At 48.5% G+C, this 17,460-nt stretch carries 17 protein-coding genes; 5 read left to right on the forward strand and 12 right to left on the reverse strand.

Annotated elements, in window-relative coordinates:
• Positions 1–832: 832 nt before the first annotated feature.
• Together thrS and A7975_RS23915 are read right to left on the reverse strand one after the other, a co-directional pair.
• Positions 833–2,746 carry a threonine--tRNA ligase gene (thrS, locus tag A7975_RS23910; RefSeq protein WP_053373113.1) on the reverse strand — a complete coding sequence of 638 codons (1,914 nt, stop codon included), beginning with the start codon at positions 2,744–2,746 and terminating at the stop codon, positions 833–835.
• 388 nt (positions 2,747–3,134) lie between these two features.
• Positions 3,135–3,917, reverse strand: a complete 783-nt coding sequence (locus tag A7975_RS23915) for a helix-turn-helix domain-containing protein (RefSeq protein ID WP_053373114.1) — start codon at positions 3,915–3,917, stop codon at positions 3,135–3,137.
• Positions 3,918–4,022: 105 nt separating this feature from the next.
• On the opposite strand from A7975_RS23915, the gene pyk reads away from it, so the two are divergent.
• The 3 genes from pyk (at position 4,023) to A7975_RS23930 (ending at position 6,524) form a co-directional block, all read left to right on the forward strand.
• Positions 4,023–5,438: a pyruvate kinase gene (pyk, locus tag A7975_RS23920; RefSeq protein ID WP_065386770.1), complete on the forward strand. Its 1,416-nt coding sequence runs from the start codon at positions 4,023–4,025 to the stop codon at positions 5,436–5,438.
• Positions 5,439–5,599: 161 nt separating this feature from the next.
• Positions 5,600–5,896: a hypothetical protein gene (locus A7975_RS23925; RefSeq protein ID WP_065386771.1), complete on the forward strand. Its 297-nt coding sequence runs from the start codon at positions 5,600–5,602 to the stop codon at positions 5,894–5,896.
• Positions 5,897–6,149: 253 nt separating this feature from the next.
• On the forward strand, positions 6,150–6,524 hold the full coding sequence (locus A7975_RS23930; protein WP_141680394.1) for a hypothetical protein: 375 nt from the start codon (positions 6,150–6,152) through the stop codon (positions 6,522–6,524).
• A 48-nt stretch (positions 6,525–6,572) separates the two neighbouring features.
• Here A7975_RS23930 and A7975_RS23935 read toward each other — a convergent pair whose 3' ends face one another.
• The 5 genes from A7975_RS23935 to A7975_RS23955 all read right to left on the reverse strand — a co-directional run bounded on the left by A7975_RS23935 (position 6,573) and on the right by A7975_RS23955 (position 9,940).
• The gene (locus A7975_RS23935) at positions 6,573–7,991 is read right to left on the reverse strand and encodes a DHA2 family efflux MFS transporter permease subunit (protein ID WP_483295928.1); all 1,419 of its coding nucleotides are present in this window, start codon (positions 7,989–7,991) and stop codon (positions 6,573–6,575) included.
• A 10-nt stretch (positions 7,992–8,001) separates the two neighbouring features.
• A complete protein-coding gene (locus tag A7975_RS23940; RefSeq protein ID WP_065386772.1) occupies positions 8,002–8,427 on the reverse strand; it encodes a MerR family transcriptional regulator in 426 nt (141 codons plus the stop codon).
• 117 nt (positions 8,428–8,544) lie between these two features.
• A complete protein-coding gene (locus A7975_RS23945; protein ID WP_053373120.1) occupies positions 8,545–9,012 on the reverse strand; it encodes a CcdC family protein in 468 nt (155 codons plus the stop codon).
• A gap of 110 nt (positions 9,013–9,122) precedes the next feature.
• Entirely contained in the window at positions 9,123–9,512 is a 390-nt protein-coding gene (locus A7975_RS23950) for a hypothetical protein (RefSeq protein WP_065386773.1), read from the reverse strand.
• Positions 9,513–9,640: 128 nt separating this feature from the next.
• The gene (locus A7975_RS23955) at positions 9,641–9,940 is read right to left on the reverse strand and encodes a hypothetical protein (protein ID WP_053373122.1); all 300 of its coding nucleotides are present in this window, start codon (positions 9,938–9,940) and stop codon (positions 9,641–9,643) included.
• Positions 9,941–10,170: 230 nt separating this feature from the next.
• Here A7975_RS23955 and A7975_RS23960 point away from each other — a divergent pair, with 230 nt between their 5' ends.
• On the forward strand, positions 10,171–11,148 hold the full coding sequence (locus A7975_RS23960) for a phosphodiester glycosidase family protein (RefSeq protein ID WP_255314488.1): 978 nt from the start codon (positions 10,171–10,173) through the stop codon (positions 11,146–11,148).
• A 30-nt stretch (positions 11,149–11,178) separates the two neighbouring features.
• Positions 11,179–12,189, forward strand: a complete 1,011-nt coding sequence (locus tag A7975_RS23965) for a bifunctional glycosyltransferase family 2/GtrA family protein (RefSeq protein ID WP_053373123.1) — start codon at positions 11,179–11,181, stop codon at positions 12,187–12,189.
• A gap of 45 nt (positions 12,190–12,234) precedes the next feature.
• Here the strand turns inward: A7975_RS23965 and A7975_RS23970 are convergent, their stop codons facing one another.
• The 5 genes from A7975_RS23970 to A7975_RS23990 form a co-directional block, all read right to left on the reverse strand.
• Complete coding sequence (locus tag A7975_RS23970; RefSeq protein ID WP_065386774.1) at positions 12,235–12,891, reverse strand: polysaccharide deacetylase family protein; 657 nt, start codon at positions 12,889–12,891, stop codon at positions 12,235–12,237.
• Positions 12,892–13,066: 175 nt separating this feature from the next.
• Positions 13,067–13,207 carry a hypothetical protein gene (locus tag A7975_RS23975; protein WP_255314489.1) on the reverse strand — a complete coding sequence of 47 codons (141 nt, stop codon included), beginning with the start codon at positions 13,205–13,207 and terminating at the stop codon, positions 13,067–13,069.
• Positions 13,208–13,461: 254 nt separating this feature from the next.
• On the reverse strand, positions 13,462–14,661 hold the full coding sequence (locus tag A7975_RS23980) for a Ger(x)C family spore germination protein (protein ID WP_065386775.1): 1,200 nt from the start codon (positions 14,659–14,661) through the stop codon (positions 13,462–13,464).
• Complete coding sequence (locus A7975_RS23985; protein WP_255314492.1) at positions 14,654–16,135, reverse strand: spore germination protein; 1,482 nt, start codon at positions 16,133–16,135, stop codon at positions 14,654–14,656. Before A7975_RS23985 ends, A7975_RS23980 begins: the two co-directional genes overlap by 8 nt.
• Positions 16,095–17,216: a GerAB/ArcD/ProY family transporter gene (locus tag A7975_RS23990; RefSeq protein ID WP_255314493.1), complete on the reverse strand. Its 1,122-nt coding sequence runs from the start codon at positions 17,214–17,216 to the stop codon at positions 16,095–16,097. Before A7975_RS23990 ends, A7975_RS23985 begins: the two co-directional genes overlap by 41 nt.
• Between the last annotated feature and the right edge of the window lie 244 nt (positions 17,217–17,460).

Below are 17,460 nucleotides of genomic sequence, written 5' to 3' on the forward strand. Positions count from 1 at the left end.
GGCTCATTAAGCGTCTAGACAAACAAAAAAGCTCTTATTAAACAGAACCCGGCCCGCATGGCCTTTCTGTCAAATAAGAGCTTTTAGTCGTCTAATCAGCTCAATTTCTTATTATTCCGATGTAGTTACTATAGATTAAAGCGGAGCTTTCTGTCAACGATTTATTTATCATATAGATGCTAGCGCTTCCAAAATAGGGTAAATAAAAGAAGCGTCGCCCATTAGAGCAGTGGAATTATGATAATCTTCTTCGTCCACGTACGCTAGCCTCCTCCGCCCGTTGCAGTTGGACAGGCATAAGAGAGACATGGTCAATCGGGGTTCCTATTCGATCCCCTAATGCTATGCCAACTCATAGGAGCTTTACTCATCTGACTTCATCTTCGAACCGTTGCGTGTGAACAGAATTAGCAGGAAAATCTCCCTCTAAATTTTCAATATGGAGGCGAAAAGACAATTTAGCTGGAAAATCTCCCGTTAAAAGGAGCGCTTGCACCCGAAGTTAGCCGAAATGCAGAAAATTAACGGGAGAAAATCCTTCTAATACTCCATTTGGCGTGAAATCTCTTGAAATAACAGGAGTTTTTCCTGTTAAGTTGTTGGCGGGTGGGTTGGGGGTTGGCGGGGTAGACAGACAAGCCTTCCAACCATCAGCGCCGCTACTGTTGCTTTTAGTACGCGTGCACGGCAACAAGTGGCTGAAAAAGAAAAACGAGCCCGTAGAATCACTTCTACGGCTCGTTCGTTTAAGCTGCGGGAACCCTATTCAAATCCCCTAATCGCTTCTCTTTCGTGCGTGAGCTGCTTTTTCAAACACCGGCTTAGCCATCAACTATGACTTAACCCGGATTTCTTCCTTTATACGCAGCACGATCTCGCTGACGGATTCCGTCCCGAGGTCTCCCTCGCCGCGTTTTCGAATTGCCGCCGTGCCTGCATTTTTCTCATTCTCGCCCAGAACGAGCGTGTAAGGAACCTTTGCAAGCCCTGCCTCGCGGATCTTATAGCCCAGCTTCTCGTTTCGAATATCCACCTGTGTCCGGATACCCGCTTCCGTCAGCGCCTGCTTCACTTGAAGCGCATAATCGATATACTTCTCCGAGACAGGCAGCAGCTTCACCTGCACAGGAGCCAGCCATAACGGGAACGCGCCTGCGTAATGCTCAGTCAGCATGCCGATAAAGCGGTCAACCGATCCATATACGGCACGGTGAATGACGACGGGACGGTGCTTCTGGTTATCCTCGCCGATGTAAGTCAAATCGAATTTCTCCGGCATTTGAAAATCAAGCTGTATCGTGCCGCACTGCCAGCTGCGCTTTAGCGCATCCATTATGTGAAAATCGATCTTCGGCCCATAAAACGCGCCGTCGCCTTCATTCACCCTATACGGAATGCCGCTGCGATCCAGCACGCTCTTCAGCGATTGCTCCGCCTGATCCCACAGCTCATCTGAGCCCATGTAGTCCTCCGGCCTTGTCGAGAGCTCGATCTTGTATTCGAAGCCGAATACGCCATACACGTGATCAATCAAAGCAATCACGCGGCTAATTTCCTCTTGAATCTGGTCCGGCCTAGCAAAGATATGGGCATCGTCCTGGCAAAATGTCCGCACGCGCATCATCCCATTCAACGCGCCTGAATACTCATGCCGATGAACCTGGCCGAATTCCGAAACGCGAATCGGCAGCTCCCTGTAGGAATGCAGGCTATTTTTGAAAATAAGCATATGCCCTGGGCAGTTCATCGGTTTCAGCGCGTAACTCGTATCGTCAACATCCGTGAAATACATATTGTCTTTGTAGTGGTCCCAGTGTCCCGACTGCTCCCACATCCGCCTGTTCATCATAAACGGCGTCCGTACTTCCTCGTAATCCCGCTGCCGCTGCAGCTCCCGGATAAAATCCTCCAGCTCCGTACGGATCGTCATGCCATTAGCAAGGTAAAAAGGCATGCCCGGCGCTTCCTCGGAGAACATGAATAGCTCAAGCTCCTTGCCAAGCTTGCGGTGATCGCGTTTCTTCGCTTCCTCAAGCAGATGCAAATGCTCATCCAGCTGTGCTTTCTTAGGGAAAGAGGTGCCATATATCCGCTGCAGCATTTTATTGTCTGAATTGCCGCGCCAGTAAGCTCCGGCAACGTTAAGCAGCTTGAACGCCTTGATCCGCCCAGTGGACGGCAAATGCGGCCCTCGGCATAGATCAACAAATTCGCCTTGTTCGTACATCGTAATGACAGACGCCTCCGGCAGATCGCGGATCAGCTCCAGCTTGAGCGGCTCTTCCAGCTTGGCAAAAAACGCCGTTGCTTCCTCGCGGCTTACTTCCCGCCTTGTAATGGGCAGATCTTCTTGAACGATTCTGCTCATTTCCGCTTCAATCGCTGTAAGATCATCAGTCGATAGCGGCTTCTCGATGTCGATATCATAGTAGAAGCCGTCTTCGATGACAGGTCCTATTCCCAGCTTCACAGCCTTCTCCCCATAAATACGCTTAATGGCTTGCGCCATAACATGAGCTGTACTATGGCGGTATAGCTCAAGCCCGTCTGCCCCATCGAGCGTTACGATCTCAACATGACTGCTTGCGTCAATAGGCTGGCTCAAATCGACAAGCTTGCCGTTCACTTTGCCCGCTACCGCGTTTTTTCTAAGCCCAATGCTGATGGACTCGGCAACTTGCAAGACGGTCGTCCCTTGCCCATACTCCTTAACTGTTCCATCCGGTAATGTAATTGCAATACTCATCATGCAGCCTCCGATCGAATTAGTAGAACGCAAAAAAAACACATCTCTCCGCAAAGGGACGAGTGCGTTCAGCTCGTGGTTCCACCCTCATTCGATCTGCTGCCTTATGTAACTGGCTAATCGCCAGGCATTCAGCTGAAGCAAGATCCTTATTGAGCATCCGATAACGGGGATGAAACGGTGTTATTTACAACCGCCAGCTAGAGCAGCGGGTTCCATAACACGGCTGCAAAGGGGTAATTACACAATCGGTTGCTGGAGAAGCTCTCAGCCTTAGCCTCTCTCTCTGGACAGCTCGTATAGGTAATCATGTCTTTGGTCGAAGCCTATTTATGGCTAAATTTTAATCCGAACAAACTGATATGTCAACCGCGGCGGATACCCATTTTTATTCGGTAGAGGATCGCTCATGCAGGAAGTCGGACGGCGAGCTTCCCGTGCTTCGCTTAAAAATGCGGTAGAAATAGGAGACATCGTTATAGCCTAAGTAATCAGCGATTTCGCTGATCATAAGCTGCGACTCGGTCAGCATGTAGATCGCCGTTTTCATCCGTTGATTGTGCACATATTCGCTAATCGTCTGATTGGTGACCGACTTGAACAAGGTTGCGGCGTAATTTGGCGTCGTGTTGATGACATCGCCCAGCTCTTCCTTGGTCACCTTCTCACGGTAATGGGTGGAAATGTACTGCTTCATGCTGTCTACGCGCCGGTGCTTCTCGGAGGAGATCATGCCGCGATCCTTCTCCTGATTCAAAAAGATCAGCGCTTCAATCAGCAGCGCCTCCGCCATCAGCTCAAAGTAGGCGGGCCTTTCTTTATGCTGCGTCAAAATGCCCCGAAGGCGCTCCTGCACAACCTCAAAGCAACCGAGCCTTTGCTTATATGGCTCTTGGAGCTGAAGCAGCGTTAATCCGCACTCTGCCGTATTTCTTCTAAAGTTGATCACGTACTTCGTGTGCACAACCGTAGGGATGCTTTTGCCATAGAACGGAATGTGGTCCGGAATGAGGAGCACATCCCCTTTCTCCACAATAACCTTCTCCTCGTTCACCCAATATACACATTTCCCATACGTCACAAGCGAGAGGTGAAAGGCGTGCTCACGCCCCCCTCCTTCCTCGTACCAAGCCGCCCCATTGTCCTGATGAGCATCCGAAATGGCTATCATGATACACCCTCCCCGAAACTGTACTATAGTACATTCATTGTACTATAGTTCTCATTGCCTTTCGAGCATTAGCGTTACAATGAAAAAAACGAGGAGGCCTACAACATGCTAAAAACAAAAATTATTTGTACAATGGGTCCCGCTTGCGACTCCGTTTCGACGATCAAAGAAATGATCCAAGCAGGGATGACCGTTGGTAGACTGAATATGGCTCACGGCGAATTAGAAGATCATGTCATGCGAATGAATAATATACGGCAAGCCGCGCGGGAGCTTAACACTTTCGTGCCGATTATGATGGACATTAAAGGACCTGAGGTGCGGATCGGCAAGCTGAAAGAGGCTTCATGCGAGCTGGTTATCGGCGAAGAGCTGATTCTAACGACGGAGGATGTGCTGGGCGATGCGACTCGCCTGCCCGTTAACTATTCCGAGCTGCCGCTTGTCGTAAAGGCGAGTGACCGGATTTTGATTGATGATGGATTGGTTGACCTTACCGTGCTTTCCGTAGACGGAACTGAAATCCGCTGCAAAATCGTTAGCGGCGGCACTTTGAAACCGCGCAAAGGCGTCAACCTGCCAGGTATCAAAACGACGCTGCCAGGCGTAACCGAACGCGACGTTGTGCATATCCATTTTGGCCTCAAACATAATGTTGAGATCATTGCCGCTTCGTTCGTTAGAAAAGCAGAGGATATTTTGGAAATCCGCAACATTCTTGAGGAAGCGAATGCGGGACATGTGCAAATCATTTCCAAAATCGAAAATGAAGAGGGCATGCTCAACCTTGATGCGATCATCGAAGCTTCCGACGGCATTATGGTCGCGCGCGGAGATCTTGGCGTAGAGGTGCCGATTGAAGATGTGCCGATGATGCAGCGTGAAATGATCAACAAATGCAACCTCGTAGGCAAGCCGGTTATCGTTGCTACACATATGCTTGAATCGATGCAGGTTAACCCGCGTCCAACAAGAGCGGAAGTCAGCGACGTAGCCAATGCGGTCATCCAAGGCGCAGACGTTGTCATGCTCTCAGGCGAGACAGCTGCCGGCAAATATCCGATTCCGTCTGTTAGGACGATGGCTTCCATCGCGAAAAAAGCCGAATCCATGATCGACTACAAAGAGCAGTTCGACAAAAAAAGAGCACAGCAAAGCACGAACATTACCGAGGTTATCAGCCAAGGCGTCGTAAGCTCCTCGCTTGAACTGAGCGCAAAAGCGATTCTTACGTCGACAGAAAGCGGCTTTACTGCGCGCATGGTATCCAAATACCGTCCGATGGCGCCGATTATTGCGATCACGCAGCATGACCATGTGCTTCCAAAGATTTGTCTGCTCTCCGGCGTCATTCCGGTTAAGGGCGACGCAGTAACAACAACGGACGAAATGTTCGAATCCGCGACCCGCAATGCCAAGCTGACTGGCCTGATTGAAGAAGGCGATATCATCGTTCTCTCCGCAGGCGTTCCAATTGGCCAAGCCGGAGCTACCAACTTGATTAAAGTAGCACAGGTATAGCAACTTAATGAATAAAAGCTGCGTTGTCCGAGGACTTCGCAGCTTTGTTTGATTTCAAGCGACATTCAAGAAGCTTTCACAATATGCATACTTCCGAGCGGCTTGTAGAGCTTAATATAATAATAACAATACTTTCGTTATGAAGCTAAGGAGGAATAGGTGTGAAAAAGGAACATACCGTCTATTTCAAGATTATCCATGGCACGGAAACTAAGATGCTTACCGGACTTATTTACTTAGAGGAAAATACGCAGCCCACCGTTCAGGATTATGAGGAATGCCTGAAGCAGTGCGGCCACGATGTGCGTATCGAGAACAAAGAGCAATTTATTTTCCGCTCCAACAACCCTGCGGACGATTATCTCATTGATGTACTGGAAAACTACAAGAAAAATAATAAAGACTTGCATGCCGACCATCTCGCTCAAAGCTTCGTAAAAAAGACGACATTCCTTTAGCATCATGCAAAAACATAGGTACATCAATTATTAAGAAGGCTGTTCCGGGTCAAACGACCTTATAGGACAGTCTTCTTGTCTTGTATAGAATAGACTTATTACCGTTTTCACAGTTGCTAAAGTACCTATTCTTTTATAAGACCTTGGAAATATTTCCAAATGGCATTTGTTATGCTATGCTTCTCATAGAATTAGATATACTGCAAAAAAGCAAGAAGCTAAGCCCATCATGGTCCATGAAAGTTGGTGCTACATGAGTACTGGTGAAAGCATATCGTTGGTTGTTGTCATCCTGATTTCTTTGCCGCTTTGCCTGCTCGCCTTCATGGTCATCAGGCAGTCATTCCAAGATAACCTTGAAGTCAAACATATTTTGAAAAATGGCGTTCCATTCGACGCTACCGTAAGCTCCATTCGGCAAACCAATACGGAGATCAACGGTTATCCCGAGGTTTTTATCGGATTAACGATTCCAAGAGAGCATGCCGAGCCTTACCGGGCAATCGTAAAAACGGTCATCGATATGGTTAACAATCCGCAATACCAGCCTGGCCGCAAAGTAAAGGTGAAGGTGCTGGAGACAAACGGACGAATAAAAGTCGCCTTGGAAGGCGGACAAGCGCTATAAACAAGCGATACCACGATAAAGAAGAGCGCCGCAACCGGCGCTCTTTTCTTATTGCATCGCAGCTGTTTGTGGTTTTGGCTTCCGCAGCAGCAAAGTCAGCGGCAAGGACACAATAATAATAATAGTGCCCAGATGGAACACATCTTGGACGCTCAAAGAGAGCGCGACGGTTTTGGACACATTCCCCGCTCCCAAGTGAGCGATCGTCTGCGCTGATAATATCGAGCTGAACAAGCTGATTGAAAGCGCCGATGTCCCTTGTCTGATCCAGTTCATGACCGCGGACGCATGGCCCGAGTTGACGCTAGGCACAGCAGACATTGCCGCATTCGTCACCGGCATATTGCTGAAGCCAATCCCCATATACCGAATGGCAACCCATACCGTAATAAACAATGCGCTTGTAGCCACATTCGCATGGCTGAGCTCCCAAGTCGCTATGCCCATAAGAATAAGACCGACGAGAATGAGACGCGACGGGCCCACCTTGCTGTAAAGCTTGCCAGCCGCAAGCGAGATTAACACCATGGCAAGCGTGCCCGGCAGCATGGCCATCCCCGTCGTAAAGCTGGACTCGCCTTTAATATTTTGCATAAAGATGGGAACGAGCAGCGTGCCGGCATAAAGCGATATCGTAATGCAGCAGTTCAGAATCAAACCGTACGTAAACCGCGGAATCTTCAATACACGCAAATTCAATAAAGGATTGCTGACGCGCAGCGTCCTTCGAACAAAAAACACAAGGACGAGAATACCCGCTGCGATCATGCCTAACGTCTGCCAGCCCGCCCAGCCCCAATTGTGGGCTTCGCTAAATGCCACGAGCAGCGCGCTGGTTCCGACCAGCACCGCTCCAAATCCGATCCAATCGAGCTTGATGCCGGTGCTTAAGCGATAATTCGGAATATACCTAGCGGCGACGATCACAGCGATAATGCCGATTGGGATGTTCATGATGAACAAAGACTTCCAGCCGTAAATCTCAGCGAGCCAGCCGCCAATGGTCGGTCCAAGCGCTGGGGCAAGCATCGCCGATACGCTCCAAAAGCTGACCGCAACCGCCTGCTTCGACTTCGTTATCGTCTGGTAAATGATTGTCATCGTTGTGGGCATAATAATACCGCTGAAGAGACCTTGCAAAATTCTAAATGCAATAAGCGATTCGATGCTCCAAGCGAAGGTGCAAAGCAGGGAGGCTAAAGTAAAGCCTGACAATGCGATCACATACAGCTTTTTATAGCTCCATTTGTCACCCATAAAACCGATAACCGGAGCAATAATGCCCGTCGCCATCATAAAGCCGGATAACATCCATTGGACGGTATTCAAGCTGGCGCCAAAGTCATCCATAAATATAGGCAATGCGACGTTTATCGTAGTCGTGCTTAAAGAAGCCATGAAGTTGCCGAAAAAAACGGCAACCAAAATGGTCCAAAACGTTGATTCTGCTTTTTGTGAGGGTTCCACAATCATGCTCCTATTCTTTTAATTGATCTATTGCCGTCAAAACACGTTTTTCGTATCCTAATAGCTCCTCTTTGAATTGCTCCATTCGCAAAAGCTTAGTATCGATCATCGTCTTCTCTTTCTGCAGCACACTCAGCATCTCAATGAGCTTCAGCTTGCGCGCTTCGCGATCCTCTGTCGTACGATATTCGCTCTTTTGCTGCTCGATGATCGTCTGAAATTCCAGGTACTGCTGAAGCTCTGCCAGCGAGAAACCCAGTACTTCCTTAACCAGCAAAATTTTATTAATCTTCTCAATATCGCTTTCGGAATACAACCGTATACCGCCTTGTGTACGCTCAGGCGCAGAGATCAAACCAAAATCCTCATAATAACGAATGGCCCGCTTCGTTAAACCTGTACGCTTCGCCACTTCTTCGATTTTCAACAAATCCAATGCGCCGCACCTCCGTAGTCTATGTTACTAGCATACGCTTAATGACAGTTAACGTCAACGTTAACTTTATGCCAAAAAAATAGAGCACATCGGTTGTACTCCATCGCAAATACCATTTTAAACAGAACGCTGCTTTGCGACTTTACGAAACTTCATGTAGGATACAATGCGCCAAGGCAGGATGTAAAAGATAGCGACAAGCATAAAGAGAGCACCAAGCGTCTCCGGTTCAACCATGCTCAAATAGTTGCGCAAGGCAAAGCGGATGGCGACCACTGCCACAAATGCAAAAATAAAACCCATGTTTTTTTTCGCATAGATCTGATTATCCTCGCGCACCTCGTAATTCGTCGTCCAGATAAGCGGTATCGATAATAAGAGTCCAAGTACAGCGGCGATAAACCATTCGTAGAGCGGTGCATGAACATTCGGGTTCAGGATAAGAAAAAGACCCGGTACCATGAATAGCAACGGAAACAAAATTCTTCTGCCGTCTCCGCGAATCGGCTTGTAAAAGCTTCGCGTCCTCCTCCATAGCACAAATGCCACGATTAAAACAATGGTCACATAATACGATTCATTCATGTACGCACCACTTTCCTTATTATCCTTTTTTCCCCTTTTTCCAGTATACAGCCTCCTCTCTTTAACGTGAATACAATAAAGCCGACCTCTTTGAGATCGGCTCTTATGCTCTATTTTCTTGCCATTCTCCGGATGAGAAAGACTCCTTCAATAATCAAGCCAAGAATAAATCCTGCAGCCACCGCTTCAAGGAACACAAGGAAGCTGACCAAATCCTCCCAGCCCGTCATATCCCGGGAGTATACTGCCATTAATAGTAGTCCAAGCGCCAAGCCAAGGTTAGCGAACAGCCACAGCCATTTCGCCCCAAGCCAGCCGGCAAAGCTGAATAAAAAGGATAAGAGGATGGCGAGCACCATAAAGCGGAAAGCATGCATCCCCGTAAATGGCTGGCCTAATAGTAGAAAACGAATGACCCAGAGCAAAATGCTGACTAGCAAGGAGGATGCTCCGGCTAACAGCCACCACCCACTGCTTCTTTCTGCGGGAATCCAGCTCATCTGTGAAAACCCCTCTCTTATACAAAAACGTTCTTGCTTATTAAACGTATGAAGCGCTTACTTTGTTTCGGCTCAAAGCAAAGAAGAGAGCACCCGCCCGGATGCTCTCTTCTGCTAAGAAGCGCTTATTATTCAACGCCATCCTTGAAGTTTTTATCGTAGTTTTTATCGCCCTTGTGCTCAAGGTCGCTCAGCGTCTTCTCCAGTGTAGCCACGATTTGCTCCTTCACTTCCGACAGCGTGTCATAAAACAACGCCTCTTCTCCGCCAACAATTTTCACTCCGCTAATCGCTTGTATAGATTGATACCGCCGGTGCTGTTCCGCAAGATCATCGATCGCCTGAAGCGTATGCTGTGTTTGAAGAAACAAGTCTTTGTGGTCCTGGTTGGCAAGCCGATCCTCAAGCTGCTTCATTCGTGAATTCATAGGCACTATTCCCTTCGTATATGGAATTTATGAGGCGCATGCAAGAAGTTTCTTCCATCCCATTGTACAATGATTTCCGCCGCAAAAACAAATCCCGCGATGCTTCACTCTGCCCCCATGGCACCTATGCCAAGCTTTCAGTAAACGTTCAGTCCGGCTTCATATGCGATTAACGTTCCGATACGACAATAACCCTATTCGGATGAGCTTATTTCAAGCGATCGCAAGCCTTGCTCTCGGTTCTTATTTCCTGTCAGGAGTTGATCGTCATTAAAAATTTAACCAAAAGGAAAAAAGCAGCACTTTTTCTTACCTTCATTGTTCTTGCAATCGGCATTGTGCTCTACGTGCTTGCCGACCGTTATCTTATCGAGCATGTTGAGGTCAATGTAGCCGCTAAGACGCCAGCCGCAGCCGCTCCTGCCGCCAATCCAGCAGACGGCACGGAAACGTTACAGCAGGATGATTGGAATTACAGCAGTGCCGATACGCAAATTCATATTAAGAAAGTCGAATCCGGCTCGGGCAGCGATAAAATCACTTATTTTGTCGCTGATGTCCAGCTTACGGATGCCAGCGTATTGCAGTCCGCCTTCGCCAAAAACGCGTTTGGCCGCAACATTACGGAAGACACGTCCGCGATCGCGGCGGAGAACGGTGCCGTTTTTGCAATCAACGGCGATTATTACGGGTTCCGGAATGACGGTGTCATCGTTCGCGGCGGCACCCTGTATCGGGACGAGCCAACACGCGACGCCATGGCATTGCTCTCGAACGGCACGATGAAAGCCTACAACGAGGAACAGCTCTCCTCCGCAGAGCTGCTTGCTGAGGGCGTCACGGATACGTATTCATTCGGCCCCATTCTCGTGAACGACGGCGCTATAGCGGGCGACTTCGATAAAGTAGCCATCGACACTAATTTCGGCAATCGTTCGATTCAAGGATCGAATCCGAGGACGGGTATTGGCATGATCGCGCCGAACCACTACGTATTCGTCGTTGTGGACGGACGCAAGGACAACTACAGCAAAGGAATGACCTTAACTGAATTTGCGAATGTGTTTACGGAGCTTGGCGCATCGGTTGCTTATAACCTTGACGGAGGCGGCTCGTCCACGATGTACTTCATGGGCAGAGTCGTCAACAATCCGCTAGGCAAACAGCAGGAGCGCGGCGTCAGCGACATCCTTTATATCGCAAAATAACTAGCCATAAAGAAGAGGAGGCCTACCGCCATGAATATTCTCATTCCCTCCTATGAGCCCGACGAGAGGCTCGTATCCCTTATCGAGCAGCTAAGGGAGATCGGCTCGTTCCCAATCGTCGTCGTTGATGACGGGAGCGGCATAGCGTACAGGGAGCTTTTCCGCTCCGTAAGAGAGCTGGGCTGCACAGTCATTACCCATAGTGCCAATAAAGGCAAAGGCCATGCGCTTAAGAGCGGCTTTCACTATTTCCAGCGAAAAGGGATAACAGACGGCATCGTCTGCGCAGACAGCGACGGCCAGCATCTGCCGCAGGACATTATGAAGATTGCGAACAGCATTGCGTCATACAATCGGCATATTATTCTCGGTAGCAGACGCTTCACCGGCAAAGTGCCCCTTCGCAGCCGCTTCGGGAACGCCGCTACCCGGCTCGTCTATTCGTTCGCCTCAGGCAAGCGCCTGTATGATACGCAGACTGGGCTGCGCGGCTATTCGGCCGATATGCTGGACTGGTTATGCCGCATACCCGGAGAGCGCTTCGAATATGAGATGAATGTGCTGCTTGAAGCGCCCGCCGCCGGCTTTTCCTTTCATGAGGTTCCGATAGACACGGTCTATCTCAACCAAAATGAATCGTCCCATTTTAGGCCGATTGCCGATTCCGCCAGAATATATGCTCCTTTTATCACCTTCAGCGCCAGCTCCTTATTGTCTGCGGTTATCGATTTTCTATTGCTGGCGCTAATCCATGCATTTAGCTCCAATCTGCTGCTCGCCGTGCTTGGAGCAAGGGGTGCAAGCTCTGTTTTCAACTACATGATGAATAAGCAGTATGTATTTGCTAAAGGCAAGCGCGCCGCGATCAAAACCTCGATGCCTAAATATTTTGCACTCGTCGCAGTCATCTTTTCGTTAAATTACGGCCTAATGTTTCTCTTTAATGAACGCCTCGGCATTCCTTTAATGATTGCCAAGCTGTTCACCGAAGCTTCGTTATTTCTATTCAGCTACTACGCGCAGCGCAGGTTTGTATATTAAAAAAAGCCAGGTGCAGCATGCACCTGGCTTCACTATTTTGATAACCTAGACCAATTGTATAGGAAGGTCCGTTTCCTTCGGAAGCTTGAAGGCTACGCCCTTCGCAATCAGCTTGTCCACGAGCGCCTTAAAAGGATCTAACGAGATCCAATCATGGATCTGTATGATCTCATTCCCATAATTCGCTGCGCCAAGCATCCCATCCGCTCCCAAATCGAAGGTATCCTGCGTGCACGACACATGAATGCCCTGCCCCAGGCTTGCTCCACTTGGCTCAACTGCTCGAATATTTTCAAAGGATGGCTGCCGGTAACCGAGCCCCTCCAACAGATGCTGTATCGCTGTGAAATGCGCTCCATCCGTCTCGTCTTGGACATAAGGGTAACGAAATACTTTTGACGGCCTTGCCGTCTCTGCATCAGCATAAAGCTTATCAATGATCCTATCGGATCGCTCCAGCTGCAATCTCACATCCGCTAGGCTCATAGCTGAGAAGTCCGCATTATCGTAGCTGCGATTGCCAATGACATGTCCTGTCTTAATCGCATGCATAGCCTCTTCCGCAAACCGCTCCAACGCTTCACCTAGGCAAAACCAAATCGCCCGAATTCCTTTTGCGTTTAAATAATCAACCTTATCCAAAAAATCATCCGCAGGACCATCATCAATCGTGAGGTACGCCGCTCTTTCAACCGCCAGCATAAGCAAGAAACCTCCAATTTGTATTACTGCCCAAAAACATCATCTATGTATTATACCTTATATGGAGCGGAAAGTTCGTTTTGCTTGCGATCCATATTAAAGAAAAAAAGCTGTTTCGCAAGGCAATCGCCTCGCAAAACAACTCTTCTTTGTTTCCTTCATTTCTTCTTATTCTTCACGGGTGCTTTCGAACCGCGTTCAATTCGCTCTCGTTCTGATGCCATTCTTTGATCATGCTGTGATAAAAGTTGCTTTCCTGCGCGCTTAATCCCTGCTTGTTGTCTTTAATGACTAGATTACCAATATTACGCTTCAAAATAATGCTCCGACGTCCCAACATATCCATGTAAGTCAAGTAAAATCACCCTCCAGCTGATGTTTTCCAATCGGTCTATATAAGTATATCGAATGCTAAACCTATTGAAAAACTGCATCAGGCTGCGATATATCTAATAATCCCGACTAAGGAGGAATGAACGGAAGCTGATGCCCGCCATTCGAAAACATCCTGCCATATCCTCCTTTTAACGTCCTTATCTCTTCGAAATCAGCTGGAAAAGCTTGAGAACGCTACGGGCCTATCCCTTCGTTTCTAATATGGTTCGTCTTCAATTCAGAGCGGCGGAGCTTAATCCTAGCCTTAACCGTAACAGGCGTTTTCGCGAATATTTCATTCCATCTTTCCGCAAGCGGTTCGTATTGCTTATAATGGTTGCGGTACATCTGCTCTCCGAACCCGAACACGTCAAGCCCATATTTCTCCTGAATGCTTTGGATCGCCTTACTCAATTGCTTCTCCAAGTAATCCGAACCCAGCTTCTCGAGCTTTTCGTAGCCGGAAATCTTGGTTATATCAATGGATTCGTCAATGCTCGACACCACACCGTCGCCCTCCAAGTTAATCTGTAATTTCACTTTTCCTTTATCCATATAGGCTTGAATATCAGATTGCACATGCCGAAGGCGAAGGGATACTTCATGATCATGATACGGTATCGATAGTGTCGTATCTTTAACCAGGTCGCTTGCCATCATGACCAATCTGCATTCATCGACAGTGATGAAGCCCTTCAGTTTGTCCTCTGAGAAAATACCCGCTCCGGTTATAACGATGGATGCCTTCGGCGTGACCATCTTGATGCTCTCCATTTTATCGGCATCCTTAATGGAGCCCTTAAGCGAGATTGCCCCAAGCATCAGTTCTCTTCCTTCTGCCAGTATAGCTTCAGAGGCATCAAACAATCGGCTTTGGGGAATACCTCCCCTGGAGGAGCGGTAGCTTTTGAGCTGAGATACGATTTTTGAAGAGGCCTGCATGGATCTAGGATAAAGCACCTTAAATATTTGGGAGGCTTGAACGCCTTCCGAAATTAAAATAAGGACATCCTCTCGGATAAATCTCGTCCGCTGCAGCGGGTCCAATATAGTCTGCAGGCCTTTGCGGGCTAGCCGTTCGTCGATGACAATAACGCCGATATGGGAGATGAGCAGACTGCGATCCAAGCTTTCGTTGAACCGCACCAACAGATCGGGCAGCGAATTTCCCTCCAACGATTGCACGATCGATGGCGCCGTGTCCTTGCTCTCCTCCGGACGTTTGGCGATCATGGTCTCTACAGTAAGCCGCAGCTTACTGTTTTTTCCGGGCTCTAAGGCTACCCCTGTAATAAGCGATGTTTTATTAAGCTCCGAGCTGTCCCAGCAGCCTGACAAAGAAAGAGAGGCGGCTGCCAGACTTACGGCAAGAAATAATCTAACCGCTTTATTCATGGCGCTCCCCTCCTATCCCCTCATCCGGCAAAGGCGTTTGTAAGACCATGATCGCATCCTTCTGGTTGCTTGCACGGAACGGGACGAATGGAGAGAGATACACAACCCCGAAGGATTGCAGCCTAACCATATGAATCAACAGGAATGCGCTACCCAATATGACGCCATAAAGTCCAAGCAGCCCTGCTAGAAAAATAAAGCCAAACCGCAAAAGGCGAACATTGGTGCCGAATGAATAGATCGGAACGGCAAAGCCGGAAATCGCAGTTAACGACACGACAATGACGTTGATGCTGGAGACGATTCCTGCTTGAACCGCCGCCTCTCCGAGCACTAAAGCTCCTACGATGGATATCGTCTGGCCGACGACACGGGGCATTCGCGTGCCCGCCTCGCGCAAAATTTCAAATGTGATTTCCATTAATAGTATTTCGATAACGGCGGGGAACGGGATACCCTCCCGCTGCGCAACAATGCTTGTCAGGAGCACCGTCGGGATCAATTCCGCATGAAAGGTCGTTATCGCTATATAGATGGCGGGAGCAAGCAGTGAGAAGAAGAAAGCCAAATACCGCAGCAGCCTTGTAAAGGTTCCAAAAGCAAACCATTGATAATGATCCTCCGGCGACTTGAAAAAATCGTTCATGACAGCCGGAACAACGAGCACAAACGGGCTGCCGTTCACGATAATGGCGGCCTTCGCCTCCATGATGGAACAGCACACCGCATCAGGCCGCTCGCTGCTGTATACGGTCGGAAACAAGGAGAAGCCCTTTGGTCTAAGCAGCTCCTCCAAATTGCCGGAATCCATCACGCTGGACATTTCATTCTGTTGCAGCCTTTTCCTGATCCTATCCAGAACTTTGGATTCGACGCCCCCTTCCAAATAAGTTAAGTAAACGGGGGTAAACGATTTAGCGCCTACTATATATTTTTCGAATCGCAGCTTCTCATTGATTAGTCGCCTGCGAATTAAGCTCATATTCGTATCCGCCGATTCCGTAAATCCGTCCTTCGGCCCTCTTACAACGGCTTGTGACGTGGGCTCGGCAACGGATCGGTTGTCCATCTTCTTCACGTCTAACATAAGTATGGAAGACGCCCCGTCTAGCGCTAAGCCCGCATAACCGGCAGCCATCTTATGCGCGAGCTCCTTCAAATCACCTATAAGCTCGCAGGATAACCCACCGAAATACTGTACCATCAATCCTTGCAGCAACGACTCGGAACTGCTTTCATGTTCACCCTTATTCCGATGCGATAGCGGCTTTACGATATGATCCATAATAAAAGGGACGCTCGTCATCGTCTCCAAATAGCAGAGCAGCCCGATGTCCTCCCCGATCCTTACCGACACTACGGCAAGATCGTCCGTATTGCCGAAAACATCCGTCAAATAGGCGCGAATTTGCTCAATTGACCTAATTGGCTGATTATCCATCCCGTTCTGTGAAGGTTGGTTTGATCGGTTCACCCGCATTGCCTCTCTTTCGTCTAGAACGAATCCAAATGAGCGCCCCTGTTAGAACCGGAAGCACAAACTGAAACGGAAAATGCAGGAAGAAAGTGACAAAATGAAGCCCTTCTTCCGAATGCTCGGCAAAGTTTTGCGTAACGATGAGTGACATCGCCCCAATTAGCAGAGCAAGCGGATAAATGTAGGTTCGGCTTGCCCTCCGGAATACGACAGCAACCCCTTTGGCGCCCGCGTACAAAAAAATGGTGCATTTCAAAAAAACGCCGAATATGGTGATCAACGCAACGAGAGCATCCATTCGGTTAATAAAGTCCAATACATTAATGAGCCTTGCCGCATCCAGCAGCGGAAAGGTAGAAAATTTCTCGTACTCCATTCCCATCGACCAAATTTGCAGCAAATCGGAGAAAGCCAGAATCATCCCTGCGCTTATAACTGCCCACAAACCCGCTTTGCGAAATGACTTTTTCCCGCCCATTCTCGAACATAACACAAGAAAAACGACCATCTCGCCGTAAGGAAACCACAATGAGCTTGTAAAGCTTGTCTTGATGATTGGCGCGATGCCTTTAGACAAGAAAGGAAACATTCTTTGCAAATCAAGCGAGCCGCTTATGAGCAATAGCGCTGCTATCGCAATAAAAAACAAAATAATTAATCCGATAATAACCTCCGATAAGCGCCCTAATGCCAGTAATCCGCCTGACGCCGCATAGGCGACAATAAGCACAAACAGTACGACAACGAACTCCTGCGGAGTAGCACGCAGCAGCGTAGTCATGACAAGCTCCAGCATATCCCGGACATTTCGGGCCGCTATATAAAGAAAATAAATCGAATAACCAAGCACGAATATTTTTCCCAGCACGCTTCCCCAAGCTGCAATCAAGAGGGTATATAGCCCTTTCGGAGAAACCTTGGAAACCATCGTCGTGTAGAACAGAAACAACAGCATCGCTGGAACGATGGTTACCACTTGAACCAGCCATACATCCGGCACCAGCTTCGGGGTTCCAAACAGGATTGACGTGCCTAACAGTAAAACAAGCATGAGGCTGTAGATTTGAATCGTGGTCATTTTATTGGTCATCCGTTATTCCTATCGCTTTGCCGTTCACCTCGTAAACGCTGCAGCCGCTTCCTGCCTTGCGATTGTTTAAGGCTCCGCCAATCCCGAAATAAGGCAATGATAAAAGCAGCTATTACCATCAAGTACGTTTGCCAGCTATTATAAGCTAAGGTTTGCTTATAGAACGCGGGTCCAAGGGATTCGCGATATACGCCCATATCTAGTACAACAAACAGCAGCGAGGCTAGAATGG

This window comes from Bacillus sp. FJAT-26390, from assembly GCF_001682865.1.
Classification (GTDB): Bacteria; Bacillota; Bacilli; order Paenibacillales; family Paenibacillaceae; genus Pristimantibacillus.

Bases quoted from the DNA above. Each gene is read 5' to 3' on its own strand.
- pyk (WP_065386770.1), top strand. From the start codon at position 4,023: ATGCTAAAAACAAAAATTATTTGTACAATGGGTCCCGCTTGCGACTCC.
- A7975_RS23965 (WP_053373123.1), top strand. From the start codon at position 11,179: ATGAATATTCTCATTCCCTCCTATGAGCCCGACGAGAGGCTCGTATCC.
- A7975_RS23950 (WP_065386773.1), bottom strand. From the start codon at position 9,512: ATGAGCTGGATTCCCGCAGAAAGAAGCAGTGGGTGGTGGCTGTTAGCC.
- thrS (WP_053373113.1), bottom strand. From the start codon at position 2,746: ATGAGTATTGCAATTACATTACCGGATGGAACAGTTAAGGAGTATGGG.
- A7975_RS23945 (WP_053373120.1), bottom strand. From the start codon at position 9,012: ATGAATGAATCGTATTATGTGACCATTGTTTTAATCGTGGCATTTGTG.
- A7975_RS23970 (WP_065386774.1), bottom strand. From the start codon at position 12,891: ATGCTGGCGGTTGAAAGAGCGGCGTACCTCACGATTGATGATGGTCCT.
- A7975_RS23990 (WP_255314493.1), bottom strand. From the start codon at position 17,216: ATGACCACGATTCAAATCTACAGCCTCATGCTTGTTTTACTGTTAGGC.
- A7975_RS23930 (WP_141680394.1), top strand. From the start codon at position 6,150: ATGAGTACTGGTGAAAGCATATCGTTGGTTGTTGTCATCCTGATTTCT.
- A7975_RS23955 (WP_053373122.1), bottom strand. From the start codon at position 9,940: ATGAATTCACGAATGAAGCAGCTTGAGGATCGGCTTGCCAACCAGGAC.
- A7975_RS23915 (WP_053373114.1), bottom strand. From the start codon at position 3,917: ATGATAGCCATTTCGGATGCTCATCAGGACAATGGGGCGGCTTGGTAC.
- A7975_RS23980 (WP_065386775.1), bottom strand. From the start codon at position 14,661: ATGAATAAAGCGGTTAGATTATTTCTTGCCGTAAGTCTGGCAGCCGCC.